Below are 16,679 nucleotides of genomic sequence, written 5' to 3' on the forward strand. Positions count from 1 at the left end.
GTTTAGTACGAATATTAGAGTTTTTGCTAGGGTTATGAATAATATTCCGCTTTATTCATGGATAACTTTGGATTTGGAGAGAAAACTTGAGGAGTCAAACAGGAATAAAGCCCTATCTTGCAACATTGTACCCAGAATCTAACCACTTTATGGCAATATGTTTTCGCCATGAAAAAATTGAAAAATACGTTTTGCTAAATGTTCACTAATTCCTGATACTTTGGCAATTTCTTCCAGAGGAGCCTTAGCAAGCTCGCGTATCCCTCCAAAACGATGCAGTAATGCTTGTCTTCGTTTTGCACCCACTCCTTCTATATCCTCAAGAGTAGATTCTAATCTCTTTTTTTGTCTTTTTTTCCGATGAGCAGTAATGGCGAAACGATGCGCTTCATTACGAATATGTTGTAACAAATGCAGGGCTTTGGAGTCATCTGGTAGCGACAATTCGTGTGCTTCGTGTACTAAAATTAATTTTTCCCATCCCGCTTTGCGTGCAGGTCCTTTCGCTACTCCTAACAAGGTTACCGTTGCAACGTTTAATGACATAAGCACTTTCTGGGCCACCGCTACTTGCCCTTTTCCTCCGTCAATAATTAAAACATCAGGTAAAGATTGAGCTTCCACTAAACGCTTAAAGCGACGAGTAATTGCCTGCTCCATTGCAGCATAATCATCCCCTGGAGTAATGCCTTCGATGTTAAAACGGCGATACTCATTGGGAGTAGGACCTTCATGATCAAACACCACACAGGATGCAACGGTTGCCTCCCCTTGAGTGTGACTAATATCAAAGCATTCCATTCGTGTTATTGGCTTATTCAGTCGCAAAAGCTGCTCTAATTCTTGGAAACGAGATTTCATTGTTGAATGTTTTGTAACATATTCTGCAACTGAAACACGTAAATTATTGCGTGCAAAATCCATCCAGCGAGACTTAACACCGCGAGGATTCACTTGAATTTTACACGATTTCCCACGCTGTTGAGATAAGGCTTCCTCTAAGGACTGATGATCATCTAAATTTTGATGGGTAATGATTAAAGCAGGAATTTTCTCTGGAGCATCCAAATAATAGAATCCTATAAATGCCTCAAAAGTTTGTTGCCACAAATCGTCCATTTCCAGTTCATCTTCTAAACCTTTCTGAGGAACCGATGGAAAATAACAATGACTGGCTATTACTTGGCCTTCACGAATAGTCACGCATTGGACGCATGCAAATCCAGGACTAACCTCAATGGCAATAGCATCTGCATCCCCACGTAATTGTAAAACCCCCTGTTGTTCCTGCACCAATCGCAAACTTTTAATTTGGTCGCGCAGAAGCGCTGCTTCTTCAAAATTCAATTCGTTTACAGCTTTATCCATTCGCTTGGCAAGCTCATCAAGAATTAATTGAGATTTACCCTGTAAAAATCGCATAGCATCCTGCACTGAGCGCTTGTAATCCTCAGGAGTGATATAATTGACACAAGGTGCGGTACATCGTTTAATTTGGTACTGCAAGCAAGGTCTTGAGCGTGCATTAAAATAACTGTCTCGACAATTTCTGACTTTAAAGACTTTTTGAATCGTTACTATGGTTTCTTTTACCCCGGCGCTACTTGGATAAGGTCCAAAAAAATCACCGGAAAGAGGTTTTTTTTTAGAGCGATAGCTTTCTATCCGCGGAAAATAAGGATGATTGGACAGATGAATATAGGGATAAGACTTATCATCACGTAATAAAACATTGTATTTGGGTTTTAATGTTTTAATCAGATTACTTTCTAATAATAAAGCCTCTGTTTCGCTACGGGTAACAGAAATTTCTATGGACGCAATTTGATTCACTAAAGATCGGGTTTTAATACCTGTATTTTGTTTATTAAAATAGCTTGTAACTCGTTTTTTCAGATTGGAAGCTTTACCTACATAAAGAAGATTACCCGTTCCATCAAGCATACGATAGACTCCGGGTTCATTAGGTATTTTAGTGAGAAACAAAGCTAATTCTGTAGAAATATTCATTTAATAATAATAGCAATCATTTTGGCTTAAAAAGTGTTTTCTGGGGACAGTGCTGCACCTGTTACCAACTCAGAGAGTTTTGCAGAGTAGTCAGTCACTGCGCCCAGGTACTAGAACCCTTTTAATCTTCTGACGTCAAGTCGATTGGATTTTCTATAATTCCATGTTTTAGAGCTAAATAAGTCAACTCTACATCATTTTTAATGCCTAATTTTTCAAATGTTCGATAGCGGTAGCCATTAATTGTCTTGGTGCTAAGAAAAAGCCTATCACTAATTTCTTGCACATTCATGCCACTAGTAATCATCAACATCACTTGCATTTCACGTTCAGACAATACATCAAAGGGTGAGCCTTGTACTTCTTCCAAGCTATTAATCGCGACTCTTTGAGCAATTTCAGCGCTGAGGTACTTTTCGCCTTTGGCCACTTTACGTATCGCTGCAGCCATTTCTTCAGCACCTGATTCTTTAGTCAGATACCCCATAGCTCCTAATTGCAAAACGCGAGTTGGTAACAAATCAGAACACATCGCGGTTACAGCTATAACCTTAACATGTGGATTTGATTTTTTTAGGCGACGTGTTACTTCCCAGCCATCGATTCCAGGCATTTTCATATCTAAAAGGACCACGTCAGGAGAATGTTTTTTTACCAGTGCTAAAGCTTCTTCACCGCTTTCTGCATCAGCAACTACCTCTACATCCGACATATCTTCGAGTAATCGTCGAATACCCATTCTAACCAGTGCATGGTCATCAACAATTAGTACTTTAATCAAATAATGCTCCTTGACCTTAAAGCCAATGAACAAACTAGGTTGGTCGATGTTAACAAGACTAGCTGTTCATTACAATACATAGATTAACATGCCCTAATATGGATATTAGGGTTATCTGGATCCACTTTGAAAAAAGGTGGAAACTCCCCTAGTTCTCGAGTTCGAGCTAAGAGTTTACCTATGTCTGATAAAACAAAATCGTACAAAACCTGATAATCTTTGATTACAAAATAAACTGGTTGCAACATATCGATGCGGTATGGCATTCGGAATGCTGCAACTGGCTCAAAAATCACTCTTAATGGAATATCGCTTTCTACGCTATATACTGTTTCACTAATGGAAGACAATATTCCGCCACCATAAGCTCGGAGTCCATTTGCGCTTCTCACTAAACCAAACTCCACGGTAAACCAAAACAACCGTTGGAGTAAGGGCCAATCTGATTCAGGAAACGTTAGTACTTTTTGAGCATAGTCATAAACAAACTCTGCATACACCGTATCTGTCAACATAGGACAATGGCCAAACACTTCATGAAAAATATCCGGCTCTTTAACATAATCCAACTCTTCCTCACTTCGAATAAAAGTAGCTACCGGAAAATGTTTGGTTGCCAATAGTTCAAAAAATTCTCGAGCAGAAATTAACGCCGCAACTGCAGACACTTGCCAACCTGTTTCAGCTTTAAGTCTTTGATTTAGATCAGGAATTTGTGGAATTTTTTCAGATGTTAAAGCTAAAGTTTTTAATCCAGCTATGAATTCATCACAAGCCCTTCCGGGTATTAATTTTATTTGTCTTTCAAATAAAATATTCCAGATCTTATGTTCTTCTGCAGAATAATTAACAAACCCTTGAGCGTCTGGAACATGCGCTACATAACGGCTTGAAAATTCCATAATTTCTCCTTTACATACAAATAATCATACACATCAATCGCAAGAATAGTATTTATCTTAAAAAAAAACACCTTTTCTAGTTATTAGGCAATTTCAGAATAAATGTCAATAACTATTACAGTTTTTTCAAATTATGCTATAAAATCATGCGAATATGATCCTAGGAAAATCAACTATGACAGTAGCCATTTTAGCAACCGGTGATGAAATTGTTCATGGTGATACTTTAAATACCAATGGCCGCGATATCGCCCATGCCCTAAGCTCAGAAGGTTTATCTTTAGGCTTACATCTCTCTTGCAGCGACAAGAAAGGTGATATAGTCAACTGCCTAAAGTTCTTGACCAAAAAGCATGACATTATCATTACCATTGGGGGACTCGGCCCAACGACTGACGATCTCACTCGTTTTGCCTTATCCCAATTTACAGGTGAGGCATTGGTACAACATTCAGAAGCTCTTGAACACATTAAAAAACGACTACGGGATGCAAATTTAATCCTCAATGCAGGAAATTTACAACAATGTCTTTTTCCTGAGCGAGCTCAACTTTTACCTAATCCAGTGGGTAGCGCCTTAGGATGCTATTATCAGTGGGATAATAAAATCTTTTTTTTATTACCTGGCCCTCCCCGCGAATGTTTGCCCATGTTTAACAATTATGCCCTACCTCTCCTGCAGCAAACCACCCATAGCCAAAAGCAAATACTCAAGTGGCGAATTTTTGGTTTAGCAGAAAGTGAAATAGCCCAAATATTAGAAGAAGCGCTCCAAGGAGTTGATTGTCATACAGGCTATCGCTGGGAATCACCTTATATTGAATTTAAGGTTCGTTGTGCCCCAAATTTGATGGATAAAATCAAAGCTATTGTCAATCCCATCCTCGAGCCACATATTATCAGTTCTGTAGAAAAAAAAGCTTCTGATCACTTACGTGAATTAATTGCGAGTATTAATGAACCAATAACAATAATCGACGAAGCAACAGGTGGATTACTGCAATTATTACTGAGCAAACCTAACATCCATCACTTACTACATTTTAGTGGTTTACATCAAAATATGCTGTATTTCCATATACGTGGTTTAACAGAATATTGGCAGCAACAACCGACAAATGGGACAACACAATTAATCATTGATTATAGCAACCACTATCAAAAAGGTCGTGAAACTCATAACATACCCTATCGTAATGTTTCCGTAGTAGAACATGCTGCAGAATGGCTATGCTGCAGACTCTTTCATCTCATCAATCAACTGCATCAATGAATAGCATAATTGTTGTGTTCCTTCACCACTAATTGCAGAGATGGCAAACACCTTATCCTTCCAGTCCAGACCCTTTACGATTGTCTGTATTCTTTCTTCTCGACTCGCCACATCAGGTAACATATCCATTTTGTTCAACACCAGCCATCGAGGTTTTTGTAAAAGCTCAGGATTGTATTCTGCTAACTCATGAATAATAGCTTTAGCGGATGCAACCGGATCACTGCCATCTAAGGGAGCGACATCAATTACGTGGAGTAACACACAGGTACGTGAAAGATGTTTTAAAAATCTATGCCCAAGTCCAGCTCCTGTAGAGGCTCCTTCAATGAGGCCAGGAATATCTGCCATCACAAAGCTTTTGTGCGCAGAAACACTTACAACACCCAAACCTGGATGCAAGGTTGTAAAAGGATAATCCGCTACTTTTGCTTTGGAACTTGACACTGCCCGGATTAAAGTAGATTTGCCGGCGTTAGGCAACCCTAATAAGCCTACATCAGCCAAAACACGCAATTCCATACGTAAATGCCGTGATTCACCTGGACTTCCTTGAGTAGTTTGTCTTGGAGAGCGATTCACACTACTTTTATAGCGGGTATTTCCTAGACCATGAAATCCACCTTGAGCGATCAATACGGGTACGCCTGGTTCTCTGATATCAGCAAGTAATTCTCCGGTATCTACATCATAAACCATAGTGCCAACAGGAACCTTTATCGTTAAATCATCGCCTTTTTTCCCAGTACAATTTCCACCCATACCGTGCTGACCATTGCGGGCTTTATAATGACGCATATAACGAAAATCAACCAAGGTATTTAAATCCGTACTGGCTTCAAAGTAAACGCTGCCTCCATCACCACCATCACCCCCATCAGGACCCCCACGTGGTATGAATTTTTCGCGTCGGAAGCTTAGACAACCATTTCCACCATGGCCTGCTTCTACTTTTATCACTGCTTCATCAACGAATTTCATGACCAACCTCAAAATAAAAAAAAACCCCGTTGCCGGGGTTAAATAACGACATTGTGTTTGGGTATAACATATAGCCTGAATAAAGTACATCGTATTCAGAATATGTCAAAAACACCAAGCCGCTTTGAGCGGCATCGGTTTCCAGTATGAATTAGTTCGCAGCTTCTTCTTTTGCTTCTGCAACTATAGTCACATACTTACGGTTTTTATCACCCTTGACAACAAATTGTACTAAACCTTCAACTAAGGCAAACAAGGTATGATCACGACCACAACCTACGCCAGGCCCTGGATGAAAACGTGTACCACGTTGTCTTACTATTATTTCACCAGCATTAACAAATTGACCGCCATAACGCTTTACACCAAGATACTTGGGATTCGAGTCGCGGCCGTTACGAGTACTACCACCTGCTTTCTTATGAGCCATTGCTATCCTCTCTTACTTGCTTATCGCAGTAATTTTAACTTGCGAATAATATTGTCTGTGCCCCATTTGTTTCATGTGGTGCTTACGACGACGGAACTTAATAATTTTAACTTTTTTGTGACGACCATGATCGAGCACTTCAGCTTTCACTATTGCCTTGGCAACTAATGGGGTACCACAAACGATTTTATCACCATCAGCCAACATTAATACTTCTTCAAATTGTATTTCATTGCCAACATCTTCAGGCAGTAATTCAATTTTTAATACATCACCTTCCTTCACGGTGTATTGCTTACCGCCAGTTTTGATTACCGCATACATAATATTTCTCCAATTCGCCTGATTGGCTATCACAAATTCAATAAAGTCGCATATTCTATGAAATTATGAGTATGACTTCAAGTTCATTTTAAAATATTGTATACTTCGCCACCCTTTCCGAATATTTTAATTCATTATTCGGTGTTTAATCTGGTCGCGGATTAAATTTTAAAGGAACTGAAACGATTCGACACCACTACTCTTGCAAAAAACAGATTGAGTGAAATGTGCTGAATAGTTATCAAGAACTTATATAAAATTTTTGGAGTATATAATGTCAAATATCCTTTTAGAAGCACAAGCAAGAACGGATATGGGGAAAGGTGCGAGCCGCCGCCTACGTCGTCTTGAAAATAAAGTACCCGCTGTAATTTACGGTGGCGATAAAAAGCCAATGTCTATTCATTTTCAACATAACAAAGTAGTTAAAGCACTGGAAACTGAAAGTATTTATTCAAGTGTTTTTGATATTACAGTGGATGGCAAAGTTGAACATGTTATTTTAAAAGCGTTGCAACGTCATCCTTACAAACCTGTTGTAATGCATATGGATTTACAACGCGTTTCTAAAACTGACATTCTTGTTAAATTAGTACCTATTCACTTCATCAATGAAGAGAAAGCTCCAGGTATTAAAGCTGGCGGTATCATTAACCACACAATGACTCAAGTGGAAATTCGTTGCCAAGCAAAAGATCTTCCTGAGTTTATTTCAGTAGATATGTCAGAAGTTAAAATGGACGATATTGTTCATTTGTCTCATTTAAAATTACCAAAAGGCGTACAACTAACTGTTGATGTTACTGATGGAAGTCATGACGCACCTGTTGTTAGCATTCATATGCCAAGAGGAAACGTAACAGAAGAAGAAGCAAACGAAGCGGCCGAAGTTTCAGCCTCTGCTGTACCTACTGTTAACGCTGAGAAAAATGAAGAGTAATCTTCAAGTTTGAAAATGTAACCCGTAGCCTGGGTGATGCGGACAGCAGAACCCCAGGTATCATTCCGCTTTACCCAGGCTACATAAGCTCCAGAATTACGACCTCTATCAAAGAGCTATATCATGGCTATAAAACTTATCATTGGTTTGCGCAATCCCGGATCAGCCTATGAACATACGCGTCATAATGCCGGTGGATGGTTGGTCTCTGCCTTAGCTCAGCGACATGGTGTTTTTTTCAAATTGGAAAAAAAAATGCAAGCCGAATTGACTGATTTAGAATTAAATCAGTATTCAGCTAAATTGATCTTGCCCCTTTCTTTTATGAATCATAGCGGTCAACCTACCCGGATTCTTAGTCAATTTTATAAAATTCAACCCGAAGAAATACTGGTGATTCATGATGAATTGGATTTACCTCCAGGGCGAATTAAACTTAAAACGGGTGGCGGTCATGGCGGTCATAATGGTTTAAGAGATATAATAGCTCAACTAGGCAGCCCAGAATTTCATCGCTTACGAATTGGAATTGGCCATCCTGGTCATAGAGATTTAGTTCATCAATTTGTGCTCAGTAAACCCTCGGCACAAGACAGACAATTAATTTATGATGCAATTGATAGAGGTATAGCGGTAATGCCTTTAGTCTTATGTGGTGATTTAGCTAGAGCCATGAATCAATTGAACGTTTAGATATTGTTTCTCCGCAATTCAAAAATCCATGTAGATTTTGAATAGGTCGCAGAGTAACAGTTTAATTTAGTTTAAAATGCGTTCGAAATAAAAAAGAAGGTATTCTTTTTTATCGAACTAAATTATTTAGAATCGATCCCATTTAAAATGCAGCAAATTTTATGGGGTAAAGTTCGTTTAAGGACATAAAAAGAAAACCAGCTTTTTTTCTTTTTATCCGAAATTCACGTTAGTTTTAACATTTAGAGGTATTACTCATGGGATTTAAATGCGGCATAGTGGGCTTGCCCAATGTTGGTAAATCAACTCTGTTCAATGCACTTACCAAAGCAGGTATTGAAGCAGCAAACTACCCTTTCTGCACTATTGAACCCAATGTTGGGATAGTTACTGTTCCCGATCCCCGGCTTGATGCTTTGAGTGAGATAGTAAAACCGCAACAAGTGCTTCCAGCAACCATGCAATTTGTTGATATCGCGGGTATCGTAAAAGGAGCATCCAAAGGCGAAGGCTTAGGGAATCAGTTTCTAGCCAATATTCGCGAAACCGATGCCATTGCTCATGTAGTGCGTTGTTTTGAAAATACGGATGTAGTCCATGTAGAGGGTCATGTTAATCCATTAAGTGATATCGAAGTAATTAATACAGAACTGGCTTTAGCAGATATGGAAACTCTTGAAAAAGCCATTTTAAAAGCAGGGAAAAATAGTCGTAGCGGTAATAAAGAAGCAATTTTTGAAATGAAAACCTTGGAAAAAATCAAGGCACATCTTGATGAAGGGTTTCCTGTTCGTACTCTTGAATTAAGTGCTGAAGAGGAACCTCTAGTACGCCGTCTATTTCTACTCACCGCCAAACCTGTGCTCTATATTGCCAATGTGGATGACAATGGTTATGAAAACAATCCATTACTGGATAAGGTTCGTAACTTAGCGCTGCAGGAAAAAGCCAGTATTGTTGCTCTATGTGCAGCAACAGAAGCGGAATTAGTCGAATTGGATGAAGCGGATCGGCAAGAGTTTATGGAAGATTTAGGATTAAGCGAACCTGGACTACATCGAGTAATTCGTGCAGGTTATGAATTGTTAGGATTACAAACTTATTTCACCGCGGGTGTAAAAGAAGTAAGAGCCTGGACCATTCCTAAAGGAGCTACAGCACCGCAAGCTGCAGGTGTTATTCACTCCGATTTTGAAAAAGGATTCATTCGCGCAGAAGTCATAGCATACGATGCATTCATCGCTTGTAAAGGAGAACAAGGAGCTAAAGAAGCCGGAAAGTTACGTCTAGAAGGCAAGGATTATATCGTGTGTGATGGAGACGTGATGCATTTCCGATTTAATGTATAAGTTCAAGTTAAACCCAGTTTTGCTTGACAATTCGTATGCTCAAACCTTAGCATTTGTTGATTGAATCGTAGAGGACAAACAATGGCGATTGATAGTATACGCGCGCTAATTAGTGACGATTTTAATGCAGTTAATACTTTAATTGTTAATAAAATTGAATCGCAAATTGGCTTAATTGATGATATGTCCCACCATATAATACAAAGTGGCGGCAAAAGGTTACGGCCATTGTTGGTTCTTTTAGCAAGTAATGCATGTGGTTACCAAGGTAAAGAGCATATTACTCTGGCTGCGATGGTTGAATTTTTCCACACAGCCACGTTACTTCATGATGACGTCATTGACGAATCTACATTAAGAAGAGGACGTCAAACTGCAAACGACATCTGGGGTAGCAAAGCAAGTATTTTAGTTGGTGATTATCTCTTTACCCAATCAATCGAACTTATTGTTGATTCCGGAAATTCAGAAGTACTCAAACTCTTTGCTAAAACCGCACTCGAGATCAGCTGTGGGGAAGTAAAACAACTATCTAACCGCCATAATCCTGCCTTAACCTTTGATGAATATTTCGATGTAATTCGTGCGAAGACGGCTCTTTTATTTGCAGCTGCGGCCTGTATAGGGCCGATGATTAGCAACGCCTCTAAAGACCTTCAAGACAGCCTCTATGCTTATGGCCTCCATCTAGGAAATGCCTTCCAGCTTATAGATGATGCTCTGGATTATTGTTCTGATGCCAAAACTATAGGTAAAAACATAGGAGACGACTTAGCGGATGGGAAAGCCACATTACCTTTAATTCATGCTTTACAACATGGCACTGAACTGCAAAAACAGCAAATCATGAGCAGTCTAAAACAAGGAAGCCTAGATTTCTTACCCGAAATTCTTAAAGCTTTGGAAGAAACCAAAGCAATTGAATATACCAAAAACATAGCCGCTCAAGAAATCGACAAAGCATTATCTTCATTAGTGATATTACCCGATTCAAATTACAAAGAAGCGCTTATCAATTTGGCACATTTTGCTTTGCAAAGAAGCTATTAATTGAGCACGGAGTGTAGCTCAGCCTGGTAGAGCACTGCCTTCGGGAGGCAGGGGTCGCAAGTTCGATTCTTGTCACTCCGACCAATAAGAGCAAGGGTTCTTGAGGTTTTCAAAAACCGAATTGTCATCACAAGGTGCATATAGGGTGCAAATTGAATATTCACTTGCTGATAGCTTGTTATACGTGGAATGAAACAGCAAGAGAATTTAAACGATTTTCCTGATTTAAAGAAAGGGTTTATAACAATCAAGGAATGCCCTACTACTCAACGGGCTTATGATATAGCAAAAGGAATGAACGTCCTACAAACCTCAAATGATACTGCCAAAAGATATTATTTAATAAGCTCCAAAAAATGGAAATTAAAACTTTTTATACAGTAAACTTGCTTGCCAAAAAATACCTATCGAGGTTTATCACCATTTACTATGTTATTTCGGTAATTCTGAAAATTACCGAAAACCTACAAAAATTCTATACTAGGTCAGCAAATTAACATTGCTCTGCAGTAGTTAACTTTGACCTATTCCAACCTATATTAAAGTACCTAAATATTGAACTTACACATTGAAATTATTTGCAAAACAATTGCATAAATTTTCACTCAGCTAGAGTGAATAGCTATTTACATTAGAACCTTCTGCTCCATTTTCTCTAAAGTCTCTTGCATAGTCTCAATTAATTTAGCCGCTTCATTTTTGAAAAAACTGTAACTTACTTTATTCGTATTTTTATTAGTATCTGGATAGAAATAAGATATAGGATTAAAGTAAGAAATAAAGTTAAATGAAGTATCCAAAGCACCTACTAACCCTGTATTTAATTCTAATACTCCTCTTGCAATTTCAATCAGTTTATTACATTTAACCGAGAAAAAATTCATTTTATTGGGAGTATCATTTGCAGACGAAAAACATTGATCTAGTTCATTATTAATATCTTTAATTAAAGCTTCTATGACATCATAAGAGCTGCGATTTGTTGATTGAAAAGAGTATTTTAACTTCTCGAGCTTCCCTAAAAGATCATAGAATTCATTGTATAAATTCCATTCATCTTTATTACTGGCAAAGGCTAACATTTTAGCTAATTGAGGATATTTTTTAATCTTATCTAATTCTTCATTATTTAGGATATTCAATTCATTTGCTTTGAATACAGCATTTATTTGAAATGGATTATTAATTTCATAGCCAGACAAGGCTGTAATAATTTCTTTGCTACTCATCGCTTTTAAATAATAGGACTTATCTATAAAATCTTGCTTATTTAATAGATGAATTACTCTTGTACGCTCATAGTCAATTGAAAAGTTAATTTCAATGCCTAGCTTAGATAAAATAAAACCAGCTTCTAATTCTGAATCGGAAAACGATATATAGTGCTTACTTATAGCTTGTATAATATTCTGATCATCTAAAATTGAGGCAATAATTTCATTCGAGATTTTATTTTTCTCAATTTCCCATAAAAGTGAATACGCAATACCACTGTTCTTAAAAAGAGTATCATAATATTTTTGTAACTTGTTTTTATCAAAATAAATTATAAGTTTTGATAGTGTGTCATTAACAAATAATTTTTGATGTGTTTCTTCATTAAATAAATTGGGTTGATATCTATATAAAGCGATTATGGCATTAAGGTAATAGCTATTGTCACCGAAACTATATCGTTTTGCATAGATCAATTTTACAGCGCTACTATTACCTAATAACTCTTCTGAAATACCTTCTTTTATGTTGGACTTAAAAAATAGTTCTAAAACTTCTTTAAACTCATTATCTTCCAGAATTTTTCTATAAAATTGAGGTAAATTAAGTTCTGCCAAATAAATAATCAGTTTTGCCACTATAATATTATCTTTAGCAGAATAACCAATTAAAGATTGAAGCTCTTTTTGTTCAAATCCTGCTTTAACTAATAATTCTATAGCTGCATGGTGAGTTGGGCTGGCGCATTTATTGGTACAGCAAGGTTCAAATTGAATGTCTTGGTAGATTTTTGCATCATTAAGCAAAACAGAAACTTCACTTACATTTTGTTCTGAGTACAAATTGGGAGATTGTGTGGATTTTTCTAAAAGCAAGGAAGGCTTCTCTCTGACTGATTGAGCAAGAGATTTTGGAACCTTTTGTGCCGCCATCCATTTTAAAGTAGGAACAAAGTCACTATGGTGTTGAAGTGAGGAAGGTTTTTTATGATTTGCTTTAATTTTCTCTAAATCACTAAATAAAATAACTTGGATGTGATTTAATTTGTGAAGTGCCAAGTATTTCAATATTTCCAAGCGGTGAAAATTATTATCAGTTGCAATTATTTTGATATCCGTTCCAAACTTCAAATTCGAATTACTTCTATACTCTTCTATCTCAAAATTAAATAGCGAAATCTTGTCCTCTGCTTCAGATAAAAGGATGATGGGAAATTGACGCTCTAAAAAATACCATTGAATGTCTGTGATTCTAAATTGGGCTTGTGGAGTGTTTACTAAATCCTTAAATAATCGTATGCGCTCCTGAAAGGCATCTACATGATGTTTGGCTTCAGTTCCTAAACTTAAAAATAGTTGGTTTGTTGCAAGTCCTTGAATAAATTTGGTTAATAATGTGTTAATCGCATTACTATCACCTTTCATATTAAGTTGCATGCCCCAAAAAACGCCTTTTTCTTGATGCTCGTAAGCATATTCAAAGGCATCTGGAGTCAAACTAAAAAATTGTGTTAGCGGTAATTCAATATCTTCGAATTCAATTTCTCCATTGAGATTCTTAAGCGTGCATTTCTTGGGTGCTTCTAAAATATCGAGTACTCTTTTCAGTTGCTCCTCAGTTGGATTATCAAGAATTTCTTTAATATTAATTTTATTATCCATTATTTTTTGGACAATATTTTCATAAGCCAAAAAATTATCCACTGCCAAACTAATCTGTCTTGCTTCTTCATTAAAACCTTTAAATTTTGCCGAATCCTCAATAATTCTGAACTTATTTAACTCACACACATTAGGGAAAATGTATGTGCCGAATAACTGGATAAGATAATAAAACTGGGCTGAAGCTTCCATTTTGGCTAACAATAATTCAAGCTCTTCTGAACTTATCACTTGCTCTAATGATTGATATGACTGTCTCGCCCTGACAAAATAAATCAAAATAAGATTTATATTCAAATAGGATTGTTTAAATCCAACATCACAAGCTTCTTTGAATTTTTTTAAGTTTTGGTGAGCTAACTCCACATTTAAATTAGTATAAGTATCAACTACTTTTTTGAGCGTATATGAGTTACTCCCTTGTGCAGATATTTTAGCAAAAGATGTATTACCAAGAGATTTACCCTCTACTGTTTTATAGCCACCTTTTGTTAATTCACCACTCATTGGAGCTGCTTGATACGTCCTCATCATTTCTAACGGAGACATGATCTCAAAATTTGATTTAGGCAACATCGAAAATATCGATGAATTAGTTCCGTGGATAAAAGGATCGAAAGCTGGTTCCGAGGTATATTTTTGTGCTTTAGGAACATCCAAACCCGTTAAAAAGAGTTGAATCTTAGGATTTTTTGAAATGTCTTCAAAAAGAACTGCCAAAACATTTTCAGCATGCTCAAAGCTTACTTTCTCTTTAGTATTTACATGAGCATCGTGGCTAACATATGTTTCACCATTGAGAGCTATAATATTACAAGCAAATAACATATCCCCCTGTTCATAAATAATCTGATGAATCTCTTTTAATAATTCCATAAGATCATATTCATGTAACCTCTCACTAAAACCTTCTATGTTTCTTAAGGTATCAAAAATATATTTTGCCTTAAAATCACCTACACAACGCATCAGATCAAGGTTATCCCCCAGATTTATAATACTTCTAATATAGCCAAATGCATCAAAATCTTGCGACTCGATGCCTAATTGTTTTAATTGAAGAGCATATTCTTCGGGCTTATCTTTAAATTTAATTGCCAATGAAAATAATTTTGCTTTATCCTCATCCAAACCTAACTCAACCAAAACCTTATGTGCAATTTTAGCGCTCTCATCTTCCCATACATCTTTCCCCTCTCCTCTTCGAGCCGCATCATGGCAAATCATAGTTATCAAAATGAGCAAAAAGAGCTCTTCGGCTTCAATATCAAGTTGTCGAGCTATTTTAGCTATAGCTTCATTAACAAAATCAGACGATGTTTTTTGCAGAAAATTATGAATAACCAAGGACCACAATGCGGCCCGGCTGGCATGTGTTGCTCCATGTATCATTCTCTCTATAAAGCCATTTTTTAAATTGTCTTTAATAGAGCCATCAAGGGGCTTAAGATAGTAATTTTCTAATATTTGCTGAACTTTTTGAAAAAAATTAGATTTATTTAGAATAGTCATTAGGATTGTAATAATAATTTGAAAAGCTATAGTGTACTTTATATTTTCAGAGTGAGTAATGAATTTTTATTTTAGTTTCATATACCTAGGATGTGTTTACAATTCATCTCCGACGTAGTCTTAGGTTGATTATAAACATGCCCCATGCGAATACATAGTTACACTGGAAGTGAGTATGGTTCTCGCTTATACCATTCCAGTCTATTTTATTAACTGCATTAATTTTGTACTCAGCAGCTCAATGTGTATATCTTGAAGTCAATTTTATATCAGAATGCCCAAGTAAATTCCCGAACCGTATTTAAATTAACGTCAGCCATAACTAGGATTGCTTTCTGTGATAGGACCTTTCACAAATAGGCATGATGTAAGGCCAGTGCATCGCATAAATTGGTTAAACCTGCGATAAATAAGGCACAAAAATTAATTATTGTTGCATCAATATTACATTAACCTACTTTTGCCAAATATTTTTGGATCACAGCACAAGATCATCTTAAACTTATACCCAAAAATCTGTTTCAGAAATGTCAAACGAAGATTCAAGCACAACTTTAGGTTTTTGTTAAATGGGTATTAGGTTGTTCAACTTTCATATAATGGCATTGATTTCATATAATTCTGTGATAATATTTAACACATTTGCTCAAATATAAGCATTTTGTATGTTAACAGCAATTTCTCTATCCGTTGGGATAATCGTTTTTATTGTTATTTATCTGATTAATAAACTATTTTATTTTAGTCTTGTAGAGAACACTATCAAAATATGTGAAGCAAAAGAAGACTATGTTACTTTACGGGGTGTAATTAAAACATTTGCCTATATTTTATCCCCATTATCGAAACAACCTTGTTGCGGTTATTTATATTTAGTGATAGACAAACATGATTCAGATCAAATTGTACATATAGAAAGTAATATAGTAGATTTTTTACTGGATGATAAAACAGGAAAATGCATTGTACATCCCCAATCCGTGGGAACTTTTCATAATAATGCCCAATGGCCTCCCTATATTCGATTTGGAGATTCCATTAGTCCATTTAACTTAAATTCAAATCCAGGGAATAAGCGCTATCGGCATATGGAATATAGGCGACAAGAGGGTGAAGAAATATTTCTACAAGGTTATTATCAAAGAGCAAATGCGATTCCTAACGATTTTCCTGTGCTAATAGGAACGATTTGCGGAAAGGAAGACAGGCCTTTAGAAATTATTCCCGCCTACAAAGGTTCCGAAGTTTCAACTTCAAATGAGGGCAGCTGGTTTATTCAATTAATAGACCCGTTTTTAACATTTTGCGTGAAATTTATCTTAAGCAAATAATAATAAAGTGTTTTTTCAATTTAACGCTCGCCATCATCAATAAGCCAATCCGAATAACTTGATAGTCCAATCAAGTCGCTTAGCATCTAAAACTTACAATATAGCTTTATGGAGATAGAGAATCCGATCTTGCCATTTAGCTACTAATTCTTGAGTATTGAAGTCCAAATAAGGCATTTTTTCTCAGTATTGCTCCACTAACAATCAATTTAAATCACTACCATTAT

13 protein-coding genes and 1 tRNA gene are annotated in these 16,679 nt (G+C 36.6%); 7 read left to right on the plus strand and 7 right to left on the minus strand.

The features are described from left to right. Positions 1 to 147: 147 nt before the first annotated feature. The 3 genes from uvrC to phhA all read right to left on the minus strand — a co-directional run bounded on the left by uvrC (position 148) and on the right by phhA (position 3,693). Positions 148 to 2,010: an excinuclease ABC subunit UvrC gene (gene uvrC, locus HBNCFIEN_RS12595; RefSeq protein ID WP_182391423.1), complete on the minus strand. Its 1,863-nt coding sequence runs from the start codon at positions 2,008 to 2,010 to the stop codon at positions 148 to 150. Positions 2,011 to 2,131: 121 nt separating this feature from the next. Beyond that, positions 2,132 to 2,791 (minus strand): two-component system response regulator LetA, encoded by a 660-nt coding sequence (gene letA, locus HBNCFIEN_RS12600; RefSeq protein ID WP_182391424.1) that lies wholly within the window; start codon positions 2,789 to 2,791, stop codon positions 2,132 to 2,134. 83 nt (positions 2,792 to 2,874) lie between these two features. Next, positions 2,875 to 3,693, minus strand: coding sequence for a phenylalanine 4-monooxygenase (gene phhA / locus HBNCFIEN_RS12605; RefSeq protein ID WP_182391425.1), 819 nt, complete (start codon positions 3,691 to 3,693; stop codon positions 2,875 to 2,877). 175 nt (positions 3,694 to 3,868) lie between these two features. Here phhA and HBNCFIEN_RS12610 point away from each other — a divergent pair, with 175 nt between their 5' ends. After that, positions 3,869 to 4,966 (plus strand): molybdopterin-binding protein, encoded by a 1,098-nt coding sequence (locus tag HBNCFIEN_RS12610; RefSeq protein ID WP_182391426.1) that lies wholly within the window; start codon positions 3,869 to 3,871, stop codon positions 4,964 to 4,966. On the opposite strand, the gene cgtA is transcribed toward HBNCFIEN_RS12610, so the two are convergent. From cgtA to rplU, 3 genes are all read right to left on the minus strand, one after another. Beyond that, positions 4,922 to 5,947: an Obg family GTPase CgtA gene (cgtA, locus tag HBNCFIEN_RS12615; RefSeq protein ID WP_182391427.1), complete on the minus strand. Its 1,026-nt coding sequence runs from the start codon at positions 5,945 to 5,947 to the stop codon at positions 4,922 to 4,924. The genes HBNCFIEN_RS12610 and cgtA overlap by 45 nt on opposite strands. A 151-nt stretch (positions 5,948 to 6,098) precedes the next feature. Continuing rightward, complete coding sequence (gene rpmA / locus HBNCFIEN_RS12620; protein WP_182391428.1) at positions 6,099 to 6,377, minus strand: 50S ribosomal protein L27; 279 nt, start codon at positions 6,375 to 6,377, stop codon at positions 6,099 to 6,101. A gap of 12 nt (positions 6,378 to 6,389) precedes the next feature. Further along, on the minus strand, positions 6,390 to 6,701 hold the full coding sequence (gene rplU / locus HBNCFIEN_RS12625) for a 50S ribosomal protein L21 (RefSeq protein ID WP_182391429.1): 312 nt from the start codon (positions 6,699 to 6,701) through the stop codon (positions 6,390 to 6,392). A gap of 274 nt (positions 6,702 to 6,975) precedes the next feature. Here rplU and HBNCFIEN_RS12630 point away from each other — a divergent pair, with 274 nt between their 5' ends. From HBNCFIEN_RS12630 to HBNCFIEN_RS12650, 5 genes are all read left to right on the plus strand, one after another. Continuing rightward, the gene (locus HBNCFIEN_RS12630; protein ID WP_182391430.1) at positions 6,976 to 7,641 is read left to right on the plus strand and encodes a 50S ribosomal protein L25/general stress protein Ctc; all 666 of its coding nucleotides are present in this window, start codon (positions 6,976 to 6,978) and stop codon (positions 7,639 to 7,641) included. Positions 7,642 to 7,764: 123 nt separating this feature from the next. Continuing rightward, on the plus strand, positions 7,765 to 8,334 hold the full coding sequence (pth, locus tag HBNCFIEN_RS12635; protein WP_182391431.1) for an aminoacyl-tRNA hydrolase: 570 nt from the start codon (positions 7,765 to 7,767) through the stop codon (positions 8,332 to 8,334). 257 nt (positions 8,335 to 8,591) lie between these two features. Next, the gene (gene ychF / locus HBNCFIEN_RS12640) at positions 8,592 to 9,683 is read left to right on the plus strand and encodes a redox-regulated ATPase YchF (protein ID WP_182391432.1); all 1,092 of its coding nucleotides are present in this window, start codon (positions 8,592 to 8,594) and stop codon (positions 9,681 to 9,683) included. 81 nt (positions 9,684 to 9,764) lie between these two features. Further along, a complete protein-coding gene (locus HBNCFIEN_RS12645; RefSeq protein WP_182391433.1) occupies positions 9,765 to 10,733 on the plus strand; it encodes a polyprenyl synthetase family protein in 969 nt (322 codons plus the stop codon). A gap of 7 nt (positions 10,734 to 10,740) precedes the next feature. Next, positions 10,741 to 10,817, plus strand: a tRNA-Pro gene (locus HBNCFIEN_RS12650). Positions 10,818 to 11,359: 542 nt separating this feature from the next. Here HBNCFIEN_RS12650 and HBNCFIEN_RS12655 read toward each other — a convergent pair. Next, positions 11,360 to 15,121 (minus strand): SidE phosphodiesterase domain-containing protein, encoded by a 3,762-nt coding sequence (locus HBNCFIEN_RS12655; RefSeq protein ID WP_182391434.1) that lies wholly within the window; start codon positions 15,119 to 15,121, stop codon positions 11,360 to 11,362. A 665-nt stretch (positions 15,122 to 15,786) separates the two neighbouring features. On the opposite strand from HBNCFIEN_RS12655, the gene HBNCFIEN_RS12660 reads away from it, so the two are divergent. Next, positions 15,787 to 16,452 carry a hypothetical protein gene (locus HBNCFIEN_RS12660; protein ID WP_182391435.1) on the plus strand — a complete coding sequence of 222 codons (666 nt, stop codon included), beginning with the start codon at positions 15,787 to 15,789 and terminating at the stop codon, positions 16,450 to 16,452. The last annotated feature ends 227 nt before the right edge of the window (positions 16,453 to 16,679 follow it).

This window comes from Legionella sp. PC997, from assembly GCF_014109825.1.
Lineage (GTDB): Bacteria > Pseudomonadota > Gammaproteobacteria > Legionellales > Legionellaceae > Legionella.

Bases quoted from the DNA above. Each gene is read 5' to 3' on its own strand.
- pth (WP_182391431.1), top strand. From the start codon at position 7,765: ATGGCTATAAAACTTATCATTGGTTTGCGCAATCCCGGATCAGCCTAT.
- rplU (WP_182391429.1), bottom strand. From the start codon at position 6,701: ATGTATGCGGTAATCAAAACTGGCGGTAAGCAATACACCGTGAAGGAA.
- HBNCFIEN_RS12610 (WP_182391426.1), top strand. From the start codon at position 3,869: ATGACAGTAGCCATTTTAGCAACCGGTGATGAAATTGTTCATGGTGAT.
- ychF (WP_182391432.1), top strand. From the start codon at position 8,592: ATGGGATTTAAATGCGGCATAGTGGGCTTGCCCAATGTTGGTAAATCA.
- HBNCFIEN_RS12630 (WP_182391430.1), top strand. From the start codon at position 6,976: ATGTCAAATATCCTTTTAGAAGCACAAGCAAGAACGGATATGGGGAAA.
- cgtA (WP_182391427.1), bottom strand. From the start codon at position 5,947: ATGAAATTCGTTGATGAAGCAGTGATAAAAGTAGAAGCAGGCCATGGT.
- HBNCFIEN_RS12660 (WP_182391435.1), top strand. From the start codon at position 15,787: ATGTTAACAGCAATTTCTCTATCCGTTGGGATAATCGTTTTTATTGTT.
- phhA (WP_182391425.1), bottom strand. From the start codon at position 3,693: ATGGAATTTTCAAGCCGTTATGTAGCGCATGTTCCAGACGCTCAAGGG.
- uvrC (WP_182391423.1), bottom strand. From the start codon at position 2,010: ATGAATATTTCTACAGAATTAGCTTTGTTTCTCACTAAAATACCTAAT.
- HBNCFIEN_RS12655 (WP_182391434.1), bottom strand. From the start codon at position 15,121: ATGACTATTCTAAATAAATCTAATTTTTTTCAAAAAGTTCAGCAAATA.
- HBNCFIEN_RS12645 (WP_182391433.1), top strand. From the start codon at position 9,765: ATGGCGATTGATAGTATACGCGCGCTAATTAGTGACGATTTTAATGCA.
- rpmA (WP_182391428.1), bottom strand. From the start codon at position 6,377: ATGGCTCATAAGAAAGCAGGTGGTAGTACTCGTAACGGCCGCGACTCG.